The 15,638-nt window shown below is 61.4% G+C and carries 14 protein-coding genes; all 14 read right to left on the bottom strand.

The genetic code is table 11. The annotated features are described in order from the left end of the window. Positions 1-75 precede the first annotated feature (75 nt). Positions 76-867: a ChbG/HpnK family deacetylase gene (locus HUW52_RS20520; protein ID WP_026000470.1), complete on the bottom strand. Its 792-nt coding sequence runs from the start codon at positions 865-867 to the stop codon at positions 76-78. After that, positions 839-2,023, bottom strand: coding sequence for a GNAT family N-acetyltransferase (locus HUW52_RS20515; protein ID WP_175554736.1), 1,185 nt, complete (start codon positions 2,021-2,023; stop codon positions 839-841). Before HUW52_RS20515 ends, HUW52_RS20520 begins: the two co-directional genes overlap by 29 nt. Positions 2,024-2,027: 4 nt before the next feature. Further along, a complete protein-coding gene (locus HUW52_RS20510) occupies positions 2,028-2,717 on the bottom strand; it encodes an N-acetyltransferase (protein ID WP_175555718.1) in 690 nt (229 codons plus the stop codon). Between the two features lie 68 nt (positions 2,718-2,785). Further along, positions 2,786-4,708 carry a hypothetical protein gene (locus tag HUW52_RS20505; RefSeq protein ID WP_175554735.1) on the bottom strand — a complete coding sequence of 641 codons (1,923 nt, stop codon included), beginning with the start codon at positions 4,706-4,708 and terminating at the stop codon, positions 2,786-2,788. Continuing rightward, positions 4,705-6,012, bottom strand: a complete 1,308-nt coding sequence (locus tag HUW52_RS20500; protein WP_175554734.1) for a lipopolysaccharide biosynthesis protein — start codon at positions 6,010-6,012, stop codon at positions 4,705-4,707. The genes HUW52_RS20505 and HUW52_RS20500 overlap by 4 nt, the downstream gene beginning before the upstream one ends. Continuing rightward, entirely contained in the window at positions 6,009-7,010 is a 1,002-nt protein-coding gene (locus HUW52_RS20495) for a polysaccharide deacetylase family protein (protein ID WP_175554733.1), read from the bottom strand. The genes HUW52_RS20500 and HUW52_RS20495 overlap by 4 nt, the downstream gene beginning before the upstream one ends. A 13-nt stretch (positions 7,011-7,023) precedes the next feature. After that, positions 7,024-8,160, bottom strand: a complete 1,137-nt coding sequence (locus tag HUW52_RS20490; protein ID WP_175554732.1) for a glycosyltransferase — start codon at positions 8,158-8,160, stop codon at positions 7,024-7,026. Continuing rightward, positions 8,153-9,121 (bottom strand): glycosyltransferase, encoded by a 969-nt coding sequence (locus tag HUW52_RS20485; RefSeq protein WP_175554731.1) that lies wholly within the window; start codon positions 9,119-9,121, stop codon positions 8,153-8,155. Before HUW52_RS20485 ends, HUW52_RS20490 begins: the two co-directional genes overlap by 8 nt. Beyond that, complete coding sequence (locus tag HUW52_RS20480) at positions 9,118-10,491, bottom strand: O-antigen ligase (protein WP_175554730.1); 1,374 nt, start codon at positions 10,489-10,491, stop codon at positions 9,118-9,120. Before HUW52_RS20480 ends, HUW52_RS20485 begins: the two co-directional genes overlap by 4 nt. Next, positions 10,488-11,579 carry a glycosyltransferase family 4 protein gene (locus HUW52_RS20475; protein ID WP_175554729.1) on the bottom strand — a complete coding sequence of 364 codons (1,092 nt, stop codon included), beginning with the start codon at positions 11,577-11,579 and terminating at the stop codon, positions 10,488-10,490. Before HUW52_RS20475 ends, HUW52_RS20480 begins: the two co-directional genes overlap by 4 nt. After that, positions 11,576-13,168, bottom strand: coding sequence for a Wzz/FepE/Etk N-terminal domain-containing protein (locus HUW52_RS20470; protein WP_175554728.1), 1,593 nt, complete (start codon positions 13,166-13,168; stop codon positions 11,576-11,578). The genes HUW52_RS20475 and HUW52_RS20470 overlap by 4 nt, the downstream gene beginning before the upstream one ends. 16 nt (positions 13,169-13,184) lie before the next feature. Continuing rightward, positions 13,185-14,210, bottom strand: a complete 1,026-nt coding sequence (locus HUW52_RS20465) for a polysaccharide biosynthesis/export family protein (protein WP_034152566.1) — start codon at positions 14,208-14,210, stop codon at positions 13,185-13,187. A 21-nt stretch (positions 14,211-14,231) separates the two neighbouring features. Then, the gene (locus tag HUW52_RS20460) at positions 14,232-14,879 is read right to left on the bottom strand and encodes a CpsD/CapB family tyrosine-protein kinase (protein WP_008084477.1); all 648 of its coding nucleotides are present in this window, start codon (positions 14,877-14,879) and stop codon (positions 14,232-14,234) included. Then, complete coding sequence (locus HUW52_RS20455; RefSeq protein WP_175554727.1) at positions 14,879-15,625, bottom strand: sugar transferase; 747 nt, start codon at positions 15,623-15,625, stop codon at positions 14,879-14,881. The genes HUW52_RS20460 and HUW52_RS20455 overlap by 1 nt, the downstream gene beginning before the upstream one ends. Positions 15,626-15,638 lie beyond the last annotated feature (13 nt).

Below are 15,638 nucleotides of genomic sequence, written 5' to 3'. Positions count from 1 at the left end.
GCTTTTGTGGGTATAGATCAGCCTTGCCAATTCATTTCAAAGTGCCATCTTCGAATGTATTGCAAGGTATGTAACTCAATCGAGTGCTGTAGCGCCGCGTAGAAAATCCTTGTTCAGATCGGTGTAGGAAACCCGTGGGATACCCGCCAGCCGCTGCTCTAGCACGCGGCTCAGGGATTCCTCCGGGTTGAGATAGGCGTCACCAAAATCGGCGCCGAGTTGCGTTGGGTGAGCAACGATTTCGAGCACGCCGTCGGTCGGCGCGCAGTCGTTGCGCAGGTCGATTGGTGTGCATACATAGTCGGCGGTGACACCGGCCAGACTCTGCAGTCGCCAGTTGAGCAAACCCTTGAACACGCGCTTGGGCAGATTGAGGTTTTGCCCCAGATTGCGCGCCAGTCGAACCGGCACCCTTTGGTGCGCGGCAAACCGCGCGACGATCTCGCCGATCGGCCAGATGTTGTGCACGTGCTGATGCGAATCGATATGGCTGGGACGCATACCGTGATCGACGCAACGCTGCCACTGCGCCTGCAACTCTTCACGCACCGCATCACGGTCTTCGCGCGCGAACCAAAAACTGTGACGCGGCAGGCTGAGATCGAACACGCCGAAGTCATCGCAGAAGGTGCGACGGGCCAGGATTGCCTGGCTCAGCGGGCGCCCGTAAGTCAGGTTGAAGTGCAGGCCGACACGACCTTGCAACGTCGGATGCCGCGCCATGGCACACGCGGATTCAAACGCCGGCATGTTGGCCATGGCGGTGGCAGAACTGATGACCCCGGCCTGAAATGCAGCGAAGATCACTGCGTTTTCGTTTGGGCTGAGGCCGAAATCGTCAGCGTTGACTATGACTTGGCGAGGCATGTTCGCCCTCCGTGGTGATCGCGACAGGTTTCAATACAGGTTTGGCTTGCCCGGCACGGCGTGCCCGCCACGTTTGTACGTGCGGTTTAAGTCGATGCCACAGGCGCAGGCCGAAACCAAGAATGAGGCCACTCGGCCGCCAGGAATAAAAACTCCAGCGCCAGTGCTCCAGTTGCCCGGTCATGCGCTCGTGCAGTTGATGGCTGGAGTTTTCCAGGCTGACCCGCGAGGCATCGATCCAGCGCCAGTTATCTTCCAGCCCCCAGCGAATCCATTCCTCCAGCAGCACTCGACCACTGCCCAGATCAGCGTATTGCGGCAGGAAGGCGAGGTTGTAATCGTACAGTCGACCCTGTTCGAGCAGGCCGAGGCGGTAGCTGATGCAGCGGCCGTTCAGTTCCAGCGTCACTACGCGCACCAGGCCTTGGCCGGCGAGGGCAGTGAAGGCGCGTTCGATCAACTGGCGGCTGCGTTCGCTGGCAAAAATCCCCACGCCTTCGTCACCTTTCCAGCTCACCGATTCGACTTCGCTGATGGTTTGCAGCAATGGGCCCATGCTCAACGCATCGGGAATGATTCGCCGCACCTCGGCACCGCACGCAGCAATCCGCTTGCGCGCTCGACGCAGTTTGTAACGCGGGTCGCCGGAGACTTCCTGATGATCGGCTTCACTGATCAGATGCACCGGCACCCGACAACTCAAGCGCCGTTCCGCCGTAGAGCTGCGCGCCATCCACTCAGTGAGCGCGCTTTCTTCACCGGCAGGCTCGGACAATTCATTCAGCTGCAACAGCGCGTGGGGCAGACGTTGGCAAATCACGTTCAGCGCCTGGCGCATGTCTTCGCCGCTAAGCAAAGACAGCAGTGCCAAGCGATCAGCCAGCGGATACCCCAAGTGATGCAGCACCCGAAACGGCACGCCGGCAAAGCGCTCGCGACTCGTCACCAGCGGCAGACACAGACGCAATTCGTCCGCTTCCCAACCCAGCAGAATGAGCAGGCGCTCACCCTCGCCAATAGCCTGTTCGGCCGCGCACAACCAACCGAGGTGGTTGAACGGCGTGTGATCCGTCACCCGCAGGCGCAGCGCTTCATACGCCGCTTCGGGGAAATCGGCAGCGCACATTGATGTGCGCCATTCGAATCGCGTCACCATAGACTCAGGCCGCCGTGGCTGTTACGGGTGGACGGGAAGGTTTGCGCAGCGCATCCAGACGCGAGCCGCTGTAGCGGCTTTCGCGGTAGAAGCGCCAGCGACCGAACAGGGTGTACACATTCATGATGCGGTTTTGCTCGGTATAGCCCATGCGCAGGTGCAGCTTGAGCGCCGGGATGTTGTGGAATTCGCAGACGTCGACAACCTTGTCGCAACCTTGCGCGGCCATGGCTTTCCACAACTCCAGTTGCAGATCCACCGACAGCTCGGTGCCCCAATAGGCGCGGGTCAGCTCACCGCCGAATTCGAAGAACTCGCCGGGTTTCACCGGGAACATGCAGCCGTAATAGTGCCGGTCGAAATAGTCCCGCGAACTGCCCCAGATAAACGCCACCGCGTCGCCCTGATCGTCCAGATGCATATGCCCGGTGTGACCTTCGTTGGCCAGCTCGGCCATGGTGCCGACGCGGTCGCCGAAGTAGCGGGCGAAGGCGCTGGCGTTGTCCGCTGTGATCTTCACCACCCGCAGTGGCGGGTAGGGTTTGAGGCTGTGCGGTGGCACCGGGCTGACCAGATCGCGTTCCATCCACAACAGTTCCTGATGGGAAAAAACGTAGTGTTTCCACGCTTTGGCGAGGGTGGCGCGCAGGCCTTTCTGCTTGATGTGTTGACTGAGTTTTTGCACAACGTTCATGGTCTTGGCTCCTGATGACGAGGCATCGCGCGGCCAGAAACCCGCGCGACTGAACATCAACGGACGGTTCATGAAGCGCTCCAGCTGAGGGCGAACAGGGTTTGCCCCGGCAGCTCGAAACGTACACGCCCGTCCTGGCAGGCAAACGGCGCGTCGCGGCTGCGGTTGTCGGCGCCGAAGTAGCGCAGGGCGCCGTTGTTCAGCGGGCATTTGGCACCGCTCAAGTCGACACGCTGCAAGCGCGTGCCTTTGTTCACCCCGAGCAAGCCACGTTGATCGTCGCCGGCCATCGCCAGCACATCGACTTCAAAGGCATCGTTTTCCAGCCATAGCACCCGATGCAGCCAGTGCTGGGCAATGAACTGCTGGGCTAGACCAACGGGTTTCAACTCGAAGCGTTGCTCATCGGCCGAGACCCGCAACATGCCCTTGGGATACTGTGGCTCATCGGCGGCCTGGAACCAGTTGAGCATGCTCAGCAAGCCGTCCTGCGAAGCGTTGATCACCACCGACGCCCACCACAGTGAGGCGTAGTGGGTTTCCTGATCGTAGGGGCTCAGGCTGGAGCCGCTGGACATGTTGGTCTGGTCGAGCAGCAAGGCTTTGCGCGGCTGACCCTTGCTGTCGAGGCCGACCAGTTCGGCAGCGCGGCGTACGCTGTCGCGGTAGACGCGGGTGGCGAGCAGGTCGCGGATCATCCATTCGTGCCACGCCAGCGCGTCGACCTGATCGCCGGATTCGCTGAGTAAACGCCGCGCCCAGTCGATGCCACGTTTGTCTGCCGCGTTGTTGGCAAACGGCCCGTTGACCAGTCGCGAACTGGCCGGCATGGCAATGCGCACGCCAGCCTTGGCATTTGCCGGATCACTGCGCACCTGCCGGGCCATGCTGGCGAAAATCGCTTGATACTGCGCGTAGCTGGAGTAATTGAGGTTCGGCTCGTCGGCAAAACCAATGTAGTGCGTGCCTTTGCCGCCCAGCGTGCGAGTGCTGGCCAGCCATGCATCGAGGCCGCTGTTGCTTTGCACATCGGCGCGCAGATCGGCCTGACGCTGACTGCCGGCCAGCAGGGTGATGTCCTGTTTGATGCCGAAGCGCTCCTGATACACCCGGCGGAACGCGTCTTCGAAATGCGGATTCTTCGCCGTCACATCAACAAAGCTGTAGTAACTCGCGGCGGTCGGTTTCAGCGCATCCAGCGCAGCATGACTGGCGGGCGGCGGCATCACGTAGGGCAGGGCGATGCCCAGATCCGGCGTGCGTCCGAGGATTTTGTCGTGCAGCACCAGACGCGTCTGACCGGCGTCTTCACGCAGCGCTTTCAGTTGCTGCGGGTTCTGTGCGAAAAGATTGGCCGTGCCATCGAGCCAGAACGCTGCCTTGCCGCTGCCTTGCAGACGCAGACGCCAGACCTGCTCGCGTTCACTGACGGGCAAGGCAACCTGATCGAACTGCCAATAGGCACGATAGGGTTTCAGCGCTAGCGTCAGTTGCTGATCATCGCCGACCCGCTGTGCCTGCAATCCGCTGACACCTCCGTGAAACTTGCCGGCCAGCACCGCGTGCTCACCCGGCGCGACCTTGAAATACAACTCGTCGCCGTTGCGGGTGTCGACGCTGAAATGCACTTTCGCCGGCGCGAACAACGCGACCGTGCGCTCGTCATGTTCGACGCGATAATTGCGAAAGCTGTAGCCAGGAATTTCCAGCCGATAACTGCTCGCGCCGGGCAGCAATGGCCAGCTCTGACTGCCACGCACTTCACTGGCCTTGATGAATCGATCTGCCGCCAGTTTGCCCTGACCATCGAGCAGATACAGATGCTCTTCGTTGGCGTCTGCCTGCCACGCCGGTGTCCAGCGCACCGTCACCGTGTCCGGGCGATCCGCTTGCAGGTACAGGCTGCCGTCGCGAATGTCGCCCCAACGCATCGACGCGGCAACGGCGTCCAGCGACAGGCCGAGACCGAACAGCAGGGCCAGGCCTTTCATGCGGTTTTCCGGCGTTGCAGCATCAGCCACATGGGTGTGACGTCGCGCGGCAGAATGATCAGGGTTTGCCAGAACGGTACGCCGCTCAAACGGCAGTAGAGCACCAGCATCGCCACGGTCACTGCCAGATAGGCAATCGACGACGCTGCCGCCGCGCCGACAATCCCGTAGGCGGGAATCAACACAAGGTTCAGCGCCAGATTCAGCAGCGCCCCCAGACCCATCAGCAACGACACCGTGCCGGGGCGATTCTTGCCGAGCAAATCAAGACGCAGGATGCTCGCATAGCAAAGGCCCAACAGCCCCGGCAGCAATGCGAGCAGCGCCGGATACGCCGGTTGGTACGCCGCACCGAACAAGGTGACGATCAGCCATTCACCAATCACCGCCATGCTCAGGCAGGCGCCGAGCATCACCGTAGCGGTCAGGCGCAGGGCCAGCGGGGTGACCTTGTCCATGCCTTCGTCCTGTTGCAACAGGCGTTTCATCAGCGGTGTGGTCACCGCTTCCGGGACGATCAGCAGCAGTTCGGCGGCCGCGCTGGCCATGGCGTAATGACCGAGGGCGGTGCTGCCGAGCAGGGCGCCGATAAACAGATAATCCGAGCGCAGGATCACTTGCTGGAACAGCAGATCGGGATGACTGCGCGCGCTGTAGCGCAACAGTTCGTTCTGGCTGGCGCGGTCCCATTGCAGTTGCAACGGTTGCGCACGTTTGAGCCAGACCCAACCGACCAGCACCACCAGACTGATGCCGGCCAGCCAACTGATCAATGCGGCTTCGAGGGCGGCGCTTTTCCACATCCAGAACAGCGCGAGAAACAGCAACAGCGGCGCCAGCGATTCAACCAGACGCAAGGCGTTGAACGCAACCACACCACCGGAGGCGTTGTGCAGCGTCAGCAAGCCGCTTTTCAGTACGGTCAGCGGCACTGCCAGCAGCAACAGCCAGGCGAGCAAGCCGAGTTGCACCGTCACATCCAGCTCAGTGCCAAACTCACGCACCAGCGCCACCACCAACAAGGTCAACAGCGCCGCCAGCAAACAGCCGAACACCAACACCTGACTGAGCAACAAGCCCATCGGCCGCTGCTTGGCCGCCTGATAACCGACCGCCGAATTCAGCCCGCCACTGGTGGCGGCGCTGATCAGGTCCGGCAGCGTGCTGAGCAAGGCAAACAAGCCACGTTCACTTGGCCCGAGAATCCGCGCCAGCAACACATTGCGCAGCAAACGCAGGGCGATCATCGCCAGTTTGGTGCCCATGCTCAGCGCCAGATGCTTGAGATAGTTACCTCGGCTCATGGCCGCGCCCCGCGAAAAATTCGCCACGACAGCAACTCCGGATTACGCGCGGTGCGCTGACTGACACCGAAGCGCGGCAGGTTCAGCGGATCGCCTTCGCCGCGATAAATGCCGGTGCCGGTGCCCAGCGCAAACGGGTAGTCATGGCTGGCGATCTGTTGGCGCACGCGGTCATCATTGTCGCCATTGGGGTAGCAATACACCGGCAATGGCCGGTTGCAGCCGTTGTGCAGGGCATCGCGGCTGCGGCTGATTTCTTCGCTCAGGCGCACATCGTCGAGGCCGGTGAGGATCGAGTGACTCGCACCGTGCGGGCCGAAACGCACGAGGCCGGAGGCTTCCAGCGCGCGCACCTGATGCCAGTCCAGCGCCTGCGGTTGCGACTCTTGCGGGCATTCATCGGTCAGCCGTTCCAGCTCCTGCGGGTCAATCGACTTCAGACTTTGCAGGTAATGCAGCAGCGCCAGGCTGCGGCGGTCGACGTCGATGTCATCGAGCAGCACCGGCAACGGGTGATGCAGGGCATGGAGACATTCGATCAGGTGCATCCGCGCCTTGTCTCCATGGCTGCCCCACAGGGTTTCGCCGAGGCTTTCCCACCAGAAACGCTGACGGCTGCCGATGAAATCGGTGGAGAGGAAAATGCTCGCCGGCACCTGATGTTTTTGCAGCAGCGGGAAGGCGTTGACCGCGTTATCACGCCAGCCGTCATCGAAGGTCAGCGCCACCCGTGGGCGCTCGGTGCGCAGCGAATTGGGCTGAAGAATTTCCATCAGCGGTACGCAATCGAAATGTTTGCGCAGCCACACCAGCAAATGCTCGAAAGCTTTCGGCCCGACGCACAGTTCGTTGCGGTGCGGCAGGTCGGCGGCGCGGTCGTTCGCCAGCACCCGGTGCAGCATCAGAATCACCCCGGCGCCCTGCAACTGGTTGCGGCCCACTGAAGAGTTGAGATAGAGCCAGCCACTGGTGCGTTTGAGTAATTGTTTGATCGCCATGGCTTCGTTCCTCTTAACGGTTCTGTTCAGGATTCCACTGGGCATACCGCTGACCGCGCAGGAACTGCCACAGGCCAAGACTCATCCCAGCGAGGGTAACCAACAGAAACGCGGCGAGGCGGAAGGGTTTCGGCAAACGGTGTTGCGAATCCAGCAGCCCGGCAATCGCGATGGCATAGCCGAACAATTGCGCGATCAGGGCCAGGCGATAGAAACCGTGGTCGTCCCACAGCCAGAAATTGCTCAGCAGTAGCGGTAGCAACAGGATTGGCGCCAGGCGGCGGATCAGTTTGTGGCTGATCAACGCGATCGAGTACAGACCATATTTCAGCGGATTGAGCAGCTCGCGGCGCTGGGCCAGGCTTTGCAAACCACCCACGGTGACGCGCTGACGGCGGCGGAATTGCTTGTCCGCCTCATCGACGCCGTGGTCGATCACCTGCGCCTCAGGCACATAGACGATGCGTTTGTGCGCGACCGGTGCGCAGGTGCTGATAAAGAAATCGTCGTTGACCTCGGCCGGCACGTTCTGGAACAACTCGCGGCGCAGGGCGAGCAGGGCGCCGTCGGCGGAGACCATGCAGCCGGTGCGGTTCTCGACCCGGCGCAGCCAGCCTTCGTAATGCCGATAGAGGCTGTCACCTACACTCAAACCACCGCCGGTGACCGGAATCACCATGTGCCCGGCGCAGCCGCCGACTTGCGGATCATTCAGCGGCGCAAGCAAGTAGCCGAGGGTTTCGCGGGACCATTGGTTGTCTGCATCGGTGAACACCAGAATGTCGCCGGTGCTCAGCGCTACACCCGCATTCAGTGTGGCGGCTTTGCCCTGGCGCGGCAGGTCGAGCACGGTGATACGCGGGTCAACGACCTTGTGTGCGCAGGCCACGGTGTCGTCGGTCGAACCGTCACTGGCGAGAATGATCTGCAGAGAGGCCGGCTGATAATCCTGCGCCAGCAACGTACGCAACTTGTGCTCGATGTGCCGTGCCTCGTTGTGCGCGGCAATCACGATGCTGACGTTCAATGGCGGTGCCGGTGTGTGACGCCATGCCGGGAACAGCGGCGCCAGAATCGACAGCAGCAGCGGGTAGCCAATATAGGCGTAGACCGGCAGCAACAGGCACATCCAGAAAATGAATTCAGCCACGGGCAGGCCTCCTGGCGTTCCAATGACACAGACTCAAAATGAACGCGGCGCCGGCCAGGTGCAGACGCACCCAGTGCAGGCCCCACAGTTGCAGGGTCAAACCGATGTCCCGATGTTTGGCACTTTGGCGCAGGCTGAGGACGAGCCCCGGTACCAATGTCAGCGTGACCATGACGACCGCGTGATGGGGGAAGCCATCGAGCAACGCCGAAATCGCCAGAAAGTCCAGCAACCACACCAGCAGCGACAGCATCGGAAAGCGCAGCAGGCGCAGACTGAAACCGTGGGTGCGCAGCAGTTGCAGATGACTGCCCTGACGCCACATTTCCTTGCCCATCCATTCGCGCCAGTTCATTTCGTAACCCCAGTGTAGGGCGACGTTATCGTTGATCGACAGCAGCCGCGCGCCCTGTTCATGCAGGCGCAGGGTGAATTCCTTGTCCTCGCCGGTGCGCAGGCTCTCGTTGAAACCACCGACCTTGTCGAACCAGCGCCGACGCATCAGCAGGTTGGCACTGGGCAGCCAGTCCACCGCGTGTGCGTTTTGCGAAGCCGCGCGCGAGGTACGACGTTGCCAGGCGGTGGCGTACCACGGCGCTTCGGCAGGAGTGTGCAGATCAAGGCCGAAGACATCGGCCTGGCCGCTGCCTTCAATGTCGAATAACGGCTTGAGCCAGTTCTCCGGCATTTCAATGTCGGCATCAATGAAGGCCAGCCAGTCACCGGTGGCGATGGCCGTGCCGCGGTTGCGCAGAGCACCGATCAACAACCCCGGCAGCACCAGCACCTGCGCACCGAATTGGCGGGCAATGTGCGGGCCCTGGTCGGTCGAACCGTTGTCGACCACGATCAACTCGCAATCGAGATTGGCCGCGTGTGCGGCTTTTTGCGCTGCAAGCAGGGTTCGGCCAATGTGTCGGGCCTCGTTGAACATCGGAATAACGATGCTGATCCGGCTCATGCCTTCGCCTCCATCGCTAATGGCGCCTGTTCGGCTTTCAGGCGCAGGACGCTGGTCAGCGCGAGCATGATCCACACGTATTTCTGGTTCGGTGCGCTGAGGAACATCAGGAACAGCGTCAGCGACAGAAAACTCACACCCAGGTGGGTCATCAGATCTGTCTGATACGAATTGCCGCGCAACATCCACGCCGCCCGAGCGCGAATCAGGTTGTACAGACCGAGGCCGAGCATGCCGACGAACAACAGCCCGGCAGGCACGCCCAATTCACTGAAAATTTCCAGGTAGGTGTTGTGCGCGCGGCGATAGAGATCGCCGATCTTGCGGTTGGCGGAAAACGCCTTGGCGTAACCGGTGGTCGCGTAGTGAAGCGGGAACGTGCCGGGGCCGGAGCCGAGCAGCGGGTTCTCGCGGATCATCTGGCTGCCGACGACGATGTACGAGGCGCGGCGGCCGAGGGATTCGTCGTTGTGACCCTTGGCGCCGGCGCTCAACACACTCAGCGACTGGATGCGCGCGAGATACCCGGCGGGCATTGCGTAGATCGCCAATGGAATCACGATGGCCGCGCCGAGCATGGCGAAACCCAGATGCCGTGGGCGAATTCGGGTCAGTTGCGTGCGGTAGTGCCAGCAGCCGATCAACAGACTCAAGGCCAACACCACCAGACCCGAGCGCGACTCGGTTTTGGTCATCCCGCCCAACAGCAGCAGGCAGCAACCGCCCCAGAACAACCGATGCAACAGGTTCGGGCTGCGAATCACCAGAAACAATCCCATCGGCACGGCAAAGGCGATCAGCAGAGCGAACGCGTTGGGGTCTTCGAGCAGTCCGGCGGCGCGGCCCTGATCCTGGAATTTGGTCGAAAACATCGCCATCGCGCAGGTGGTGCTGACGGCGAGGGTGACGAGGCGGGCGAACAGATCGAGGTTCAGCTCGCGGCCGATCAACAACGTGATGACAAACAGGATCAGGCCGACGCTGAGTTCACGCAGATGCCCCAGCGACATGCCCAGGTCACCGGTGTTGAGCAGGCTCAGGAAGTACAGCACCATGAACCAGATCAGAAAGCGCCAGATATTGCTGCGCAGTCGCTCCGACGGAATCTGGTGCAGCGCCAGTTGCAGCATCAGGATCACCGCCAGCGAAGCACCGATGAGCTTGCTGCCGGAGAACGACGTGTCCTTGAAGAAACCCTCGAACGGCACCAGTGCGGCGATGCCGAGCAGGCCCCAGGTCGGCTTGCGGTACAACACCGCAAAACCCACCAGGCCCAGCACCGCCCCCGGCGCCAGAAACGGATAAGGGCTGGCCAGCAAACCGATGCAGACCAGACCGAGCAGACTGACGATCGAGAGCGGGAAAATCATGCGCGTGCCTCCCGTGCCGTGCGGATGTACAGCTGCGACCAGCGCTCAGCGAGCGCCTTGAGGTCGTAGCGATCCTGTTGTGTGCGTTTTGCGTTGTCGCGCAGTTGCCGGGCCAGTTTCGGCTCGCTCAGCAACGTGTCGAGCTGGCGGGCGAGGGCGGCGCTGTCGGTGGGCGCGGCGAGCAAGCCGTTGTGCCGATGTTCGAGCACATCGGGAATCCCGCCGACCGCGAAGGCCACCACCGGCACCCCGGCCTGCATCGCTTCGAGCAAAATCATCGGTGTGCCTTCGGTGCGCGAGCTGATCACCAGCGCATCGAGTTGTTGCCACCACGGTTGCATGGCGATCTGGTAACCGGGCAAACGAATCCGTTGTTGCAGACCGGCGCTGTCGATCCGCGCCTGCAACGCCTCGCGTTCCGGGCCATCGCCGAGCATCACCGCATCCAGTTGCGGATGCTGATGACACAGCGGGATCAAGGCGTCGAGAAAAATATCCGGACCTTTCTCGCTGCTCAAACGGCCGACGTAACCGGCCAGCCAGCGTTGCCGATCGGCGTCCGGCACCAGCGCCACAGCGGCCGGCAAACCGTTGGGGATCACCTGCAATTTCTCCGCACGGACGCTGGCCTGACGGTGCAGCGCGGCGATACTTTCCGCCACGCAGACCACCCGGTCCACCGATGCGGTGCGGCACAGTTGCAGGCTCAGCCAGGTGTAGAACTTCTGCTTGCGGCTGCGCGGTGTGAAACCGTGTTGGGTAATCACCAGCGGCAGGCGCAACAGCGTCGCGCCGACCCAACCGAATAACAGCCCCTTGAAGTTGTGCGTATTAATCAGCGGTTTTTCCCCGCGACGCTGACGCAAGTGCCGGAGTAATTCGCCAAGCCCGGCACAGCCGCGGCAGTCCACCCCGGCCTCGCGAAAGCGTTGGATCAATTCTGGCGGCGCGTCGAGAAACAGCACCTGATGCTGCCCCGGCGTCGCCAGACAATGATCCAGCAACATCCGCTCGGCCCCATAGAAGCCGCCGCTGCTGAGCAAATGAATGATCGGCAGCGCGGCAGTCGGGGAGGATGCGGTGCTCAATTGCGCACCCAGTGCAGGAAGCTTGGCACCGTCCAGTTCTTGTGCGGATTGCTCGGCAGCGTGTTCTGGTCGTTGATCACCAACAGCACCGGTACGCCCAGCTCGTGGCTGATTTGCGCCGGGTGTTTGAAGCGGTGGTCGAAGAACTCACGCACGTAGACCAGGGCAATCGCCAACAGCAACCCGGTGAACAAGCCGAACGGAATGATCAGGCCCGGTTTCGGAAACGCCGCTTCGGTCGGTTCGAACGGAGGGCTGAGCACCCGGGCGTTGGACAGATCGTCGTTGAGCGCGCCGGTGGTGCTGCTTTCGGCGAAACGCTGGGCGTAGGTCGAGAACGCGGCGTGCAGCGCATCGATTTCGGTGTCCATCTGCCGCAGCTTGCTTTGCGTCTGCTGCAACTCGTGGATGCGGTTCTTGAACTCGGCGATGCGTGCGGTTTTCTGCTCGATCACTTGCTTGACCACGGCCAGATCGGCGGTGCGTTCCTGGATGCGGTTGCTCACCACTTTGAGGAACTGGCCACGGGTGCGGGCAATCTGCTCGCGGGTCAACAGCATCGGTTCGCTGCCAGGCTGGAACACCGCCAGGTCATTCATGTAGCGGCTGACCTGGGTGGTGAGTTGCTCGCCCATCTGTTTGATTTCCCGATCCTCGAACGCCACGTTGTCAACGGTGGTGGTGAAGGTGTAGGGGAAGGTGTAGTCGTTGAGTTTGTTATTGCTGGCGGCGGCCAGCGCGGTTTTCAGGTATTCGAGCCAGCGCTGGCTCTGTAACAGGCGATCCTGATACAGGTTCAGCGCTTGTTCTTCGGTGTTGATGGCGTTGAGGCGGAAGGTGATTTCCTCCTTCGGATCCGATGAGCCGACACTTTCCAGCAAGGCTTGGCGGTTACCTTCCAGGCCGTCGAGGCGCACTTGATACAGGTGCTTCTTCGATTCGTAGAAGGACTGCGGCAAGTCGATCGACTGCAAAGCCTGACGACTGAACAGATAGTTCTGCAGCAGGGCTGAAACAAACGTTGTGCCCTGATGCGGATCGGGGAAGCTGTAGACGATCGAGATCACGTTGGAGCCGGGCAAGGTCTCGATTTTCAGGCTGTCGATGGCTTGCTGGGTCAGCGCGTCGAGCGCGGTGTCGCGCACCGGATCAGTCTCAAGTCCAAGCACGTTGCGCACGGGGTTGATCACGTACTGGCGCAGCGGCGAACTGACGTAGCGCTTGAACGGCTCGGCCACCAGTTTGCTGAAGATGCCCGGCGAAGGTGTGTATTCACCTTTGTCGCGCAGTTCGCTGATGGTCTGCCGGATCAGTGCTGGCGAACGGAGGATATTGCTCTCGGTTTCCATGTCCGCGAGCGACGGCGGAATGAAGGTGGCGTTGTCCACCGTGAGCGACGTGGTGGCGTCACCCTGAGAGAGTTTTTTCGACTGCACGATGACCTGCGCGGTGATATCGAAGCTCTGTTTGAGCACCAGCGGCAGGAGCAGGGCGATGACTGCAAAGATCAGGAAGACCCGTTTCACCAGTTGCTTGTTGGCGAAGAAGATCCTGAAGAACTCATGCAGGTAGTTTTCCTTTGGATTCATGTCGGTCACCTGAGAGTCAGTTGTTGTTGCTGTCTTTGTTGTCGACGCGGTAGCCGAAGCTGAACCCGACGCCCTGGAACAGCACCACGTCAGCCAATTGCCGGGCGAGTTCGCCGGCGCTGGCCAATTTGGTTTTTGGCACGAACAGCATGTCGTCCGGTTGCAGGTAAGCGATTTGCGAGGCATCGCCGGACAGCGCTTTTTCGACGTCGTAATGCACGGCCTGCACCTGATTGCCGTTGCGACGCATGATCACCACCGAATCCAGACGCGCCTTGACGTTGGTGCCACGGGCCAGGGTCAGCGCTTCAAGTACCGAAACCGGCCGGCGGATCGGGTAGGAACCCGGCTGGCCGACTTCGCCGAGCACATAGATTTCGTTGCCGGCGGTGGATTTCAGCAGCACGTCCACGGTCATCCGGCCCGGCAGTTGCGCGTATTTCTGGTTGAGGAAGGTTTCCAGTTGATTGACGGTCATGCCTTGCAGCGGCACGGCGCCGATTTCCGGGAAACTCGCGTAGCCGTCAGTGCCGACGGTGATCTCGCGGCTCATGCCGGTGGCCGGGTGATTCAGCGCGCTTTTCAGGTTCTGCTCATTGGTCAGCGGGCTGATGATCTGCACGGTCAACTGATTGCGGTTGGGCTGGAACAGTTGCTTGCGCTGATAGGCGCGCTGGATTTCTTCGCGCGCCTGATCACTGGTCAGCCCGGCGATTTTCACCGAGGTGTTGGCGCCCGGCAGTTCGATGGTGCCATCCGGCAGCACCAGCTGATTGCCATTGAGCTGGCTGGCGGCGGTGAAGTTCAGGCCGATCTGGTCACCCGATTGCACGCGGTAAGCGTCCGAGCCGCTGGTGCTGATATGGAAGATCACGTCGAGCACATCCTGCGGACGCAGGGTCTGCTCGATCTTCGGCATATCGGTGGCCTGGGCATTGGCCGGGGTGGCGGTGAGAATATTCACCGGCATGTTCTGGGTTTCGGAGGTGCTCGAGCAGCCTGCAAGCGGCAGCATCAGCAGCACAAGAATCTTGGCGTTCATGGCGTCATCCTTCGCGTTCGCTTAGAGGTTTTTGTAAAGCCATTTGGGCATGTAGTACTTACGCCGGTTGAACACGCTACCGACCACTTTCGCCCCGGCCTGGGTCAGACGTTGCACGGCGGCCTGGGCGACTTCCCAGCGGGTGTCTTCGGCGCGCACGACAAACACCACACCATCGACCTGGGTGCTGATCACCAGCGTGTCGGCGGCGGAATACACCGCGTCGCCGTCGATCACCACGAAGCGGTACTGGCTGCCCAGTTGATCAAGCAACGGGCTCAGACGCTCGGCGGTCAGGTGTTCCATGGTGCGGATCGGCCGGCCGTTGGGCAGCACATGGAAGGGCAGGCTCGACACCTGCACCACGCAGTCCTGCAACAGCGGCGGGTTGTCCGGGTTGAACAGCAAATCGCGCAGGCCGCGCTCCTTGCTCAGGTTCAGTTGCTGGGTGAGGTTGCTCGCCGACTGACTGGCGTCGACCAGCAGCACCTGGCCGCTGCTCATTTGCGCCAGTTGGCTGGCCAGCGCCAGCGCACTGGTGGTGGTGCCTGCGCCGGGGTTGGCGGCGGTCAGGAACAGGATCCGCAGATCAAGATCCAGCACGGTCGAGGTCAGGTTCGATTCGCTGGGGTTGGCAATGCTCAGGCTTTTGTTGGTTGAACCGTCCATTAGCTTGCTCCGTGGCCGCTGAATACTTTGAAGGGGGTTTTCAACAGAATCTTCAGATCAAGCAAAAGGCTCTGCTCGGCGATGTAGCTGAGGTCCAACTCAACGCGCTGGTCGAAGTCGATATTGCTGCGTCCGGAGATCTGCCACAGGCCGGTCATGCCGGGGTAGATCGCCAGACGGGCAAGGTGGTTATCCTTGTAGCGGTAGGCGTTGAACGAGGTCGGACGCGGGCCGACCAGGCGCATGTCGCCGGTCACTACATTGATCAGGTTGGGCAATTCATCGAGGCTGGTGCGCCGCAGGAAACCGCCGATGCGGGTAATGCGCGGGTCGTGGTCGATCTTGAAATCGATGGCGTCGGCGCCGTGTTTGTTCAGGTGGCGCAGCGATTCTTTCAAGTCTTCGGCATTGGCGACCATGGTGCGGAATTTGTACATGCCGAATTTGCGGCCGCGGTAGCCGGTGCGTTTCTGTACGAACATCACCGGACCAGGGCTGCTGAACTTGATGACCAGTGCCAGACCGAGCAGCAGTGGCGAGATCATCACAAGGATCAGCAGCGCGCCCAGGCAAGCGACCACGCGATTGGTGCGTGACAGCTGCCATGGCCGGCCGCCGTCGCGGCCCGTGAACCAGCCACGACCCTGGCGATGAATCGCTGCGTCGAGACGCATTCGGTGCTCGGGATCCACGCGCTTGTCGCGGCGCATTTGTTGGATCGGCACACCTTTCTCATGTCCAGTCATAAAATCCTCCGCA

Origin of the sequence: Pseudomonas sp. 43A, from assembly GCF_013363935.1 — a bacterium.
Lineage (GTDB): Bacteria > Pseudomonadota > Gammaproteobacteria > Pseudomonadales > Pseudomonadaceae > Aquipseudomonas > Aquipseudomonas crudilactis.
Note: the sequence above shows the minus strand (reverse complement) of the source record. Positions and strands in the feature narration are given on the sequence as shown.

Bases quoted from the DNA above. Each gene is read 5' to 3' on its own strand.
- HUW52_RS20520 (WP_026000470.1), bottom strand. From the start codon at position 867: ATGCCTCGCCAAGTCATAGTCAACGCTGACGATTTCGGCCTCAGCCCA.
- HUW52_RS20515 (WP_175554736.1), bottom strand. From the start codon at position 2,023: ATGGTGACGCGATTCGAATGGCGCACATCAATGTGCGCTGCCGATTTC.
- HUW52_RS20510 (WP_175555718.1), bottom strand. From the start codon at position 2,717: ATGAACGTTGTGCAAAAACTCAGTCAACACATCAAGCAGAAAGGCCTG.
- HUW52_RS20505 (WP_175554735.1), bottom strand. From the start codon at position 4,708: ATGAAAGGCCTGGCCCTGCTGTTCGGTCTCGGCCTGTCGCTGGACGCC.
- HUW52_RS20500 (WP_175554734.1), bottom strand. From the start codon at position 6,012: ATGAGCCGAGGTAACTATCTCAAGCATCTGGCGCTGAGCATGGGCACC.
- HUW52_RS20495 (WP_175554733.1), bottom strand. From the start codon at position 7,010: ATGGCGATCAAACAATTACTCAAACGCACCAGTGGCTGGCTCTATCTC.
- HUW52_RS20485 (WP_175554731.1), bottom strand. From the start codon at position 9,121: ATGAGCCGGATCAGCATCGTTATTCCGATGTTCAACGAGGCCCGACAC.
- HUW52_RS20480 (WP_175554730.1), bottom strand. From the start codon at position 10,491: ATGATTTTCCCGCTCTCGATCGTCAGTCTGCTCGGTCTGGTCTGCATC.
- HUW52_RS20470 (WP_175554728.1), bottom strand. From the start codon at position 13,168: ATGAATCCAAAGGAAAACTACCTGCATGAGTTCTTCAGGATCTTCTTC.
- HUW52_RS20465 (WP_034152566.1), bottom strand. From the start codon at position 14,210: ATGAACGCCAAGATTCTTGTGCTGCTGATGCTGCCGCTTGCAGGCTGC.
- HUW52_RS20460 (WP_008084477.1), bottom strand. From the start codon at position 14,879: ATGGACGGTTCAACCAACAAAAGCCTGAGCATTGCCAACCCCAGCGAA.
- HUW52_RS20455 (WP_175554727.1), bottom strand. From the start codon at position 15,625: ATGACTGGACATGAGAAAGGTGTGCCGATCCAACAAATGCGCCGCGAC.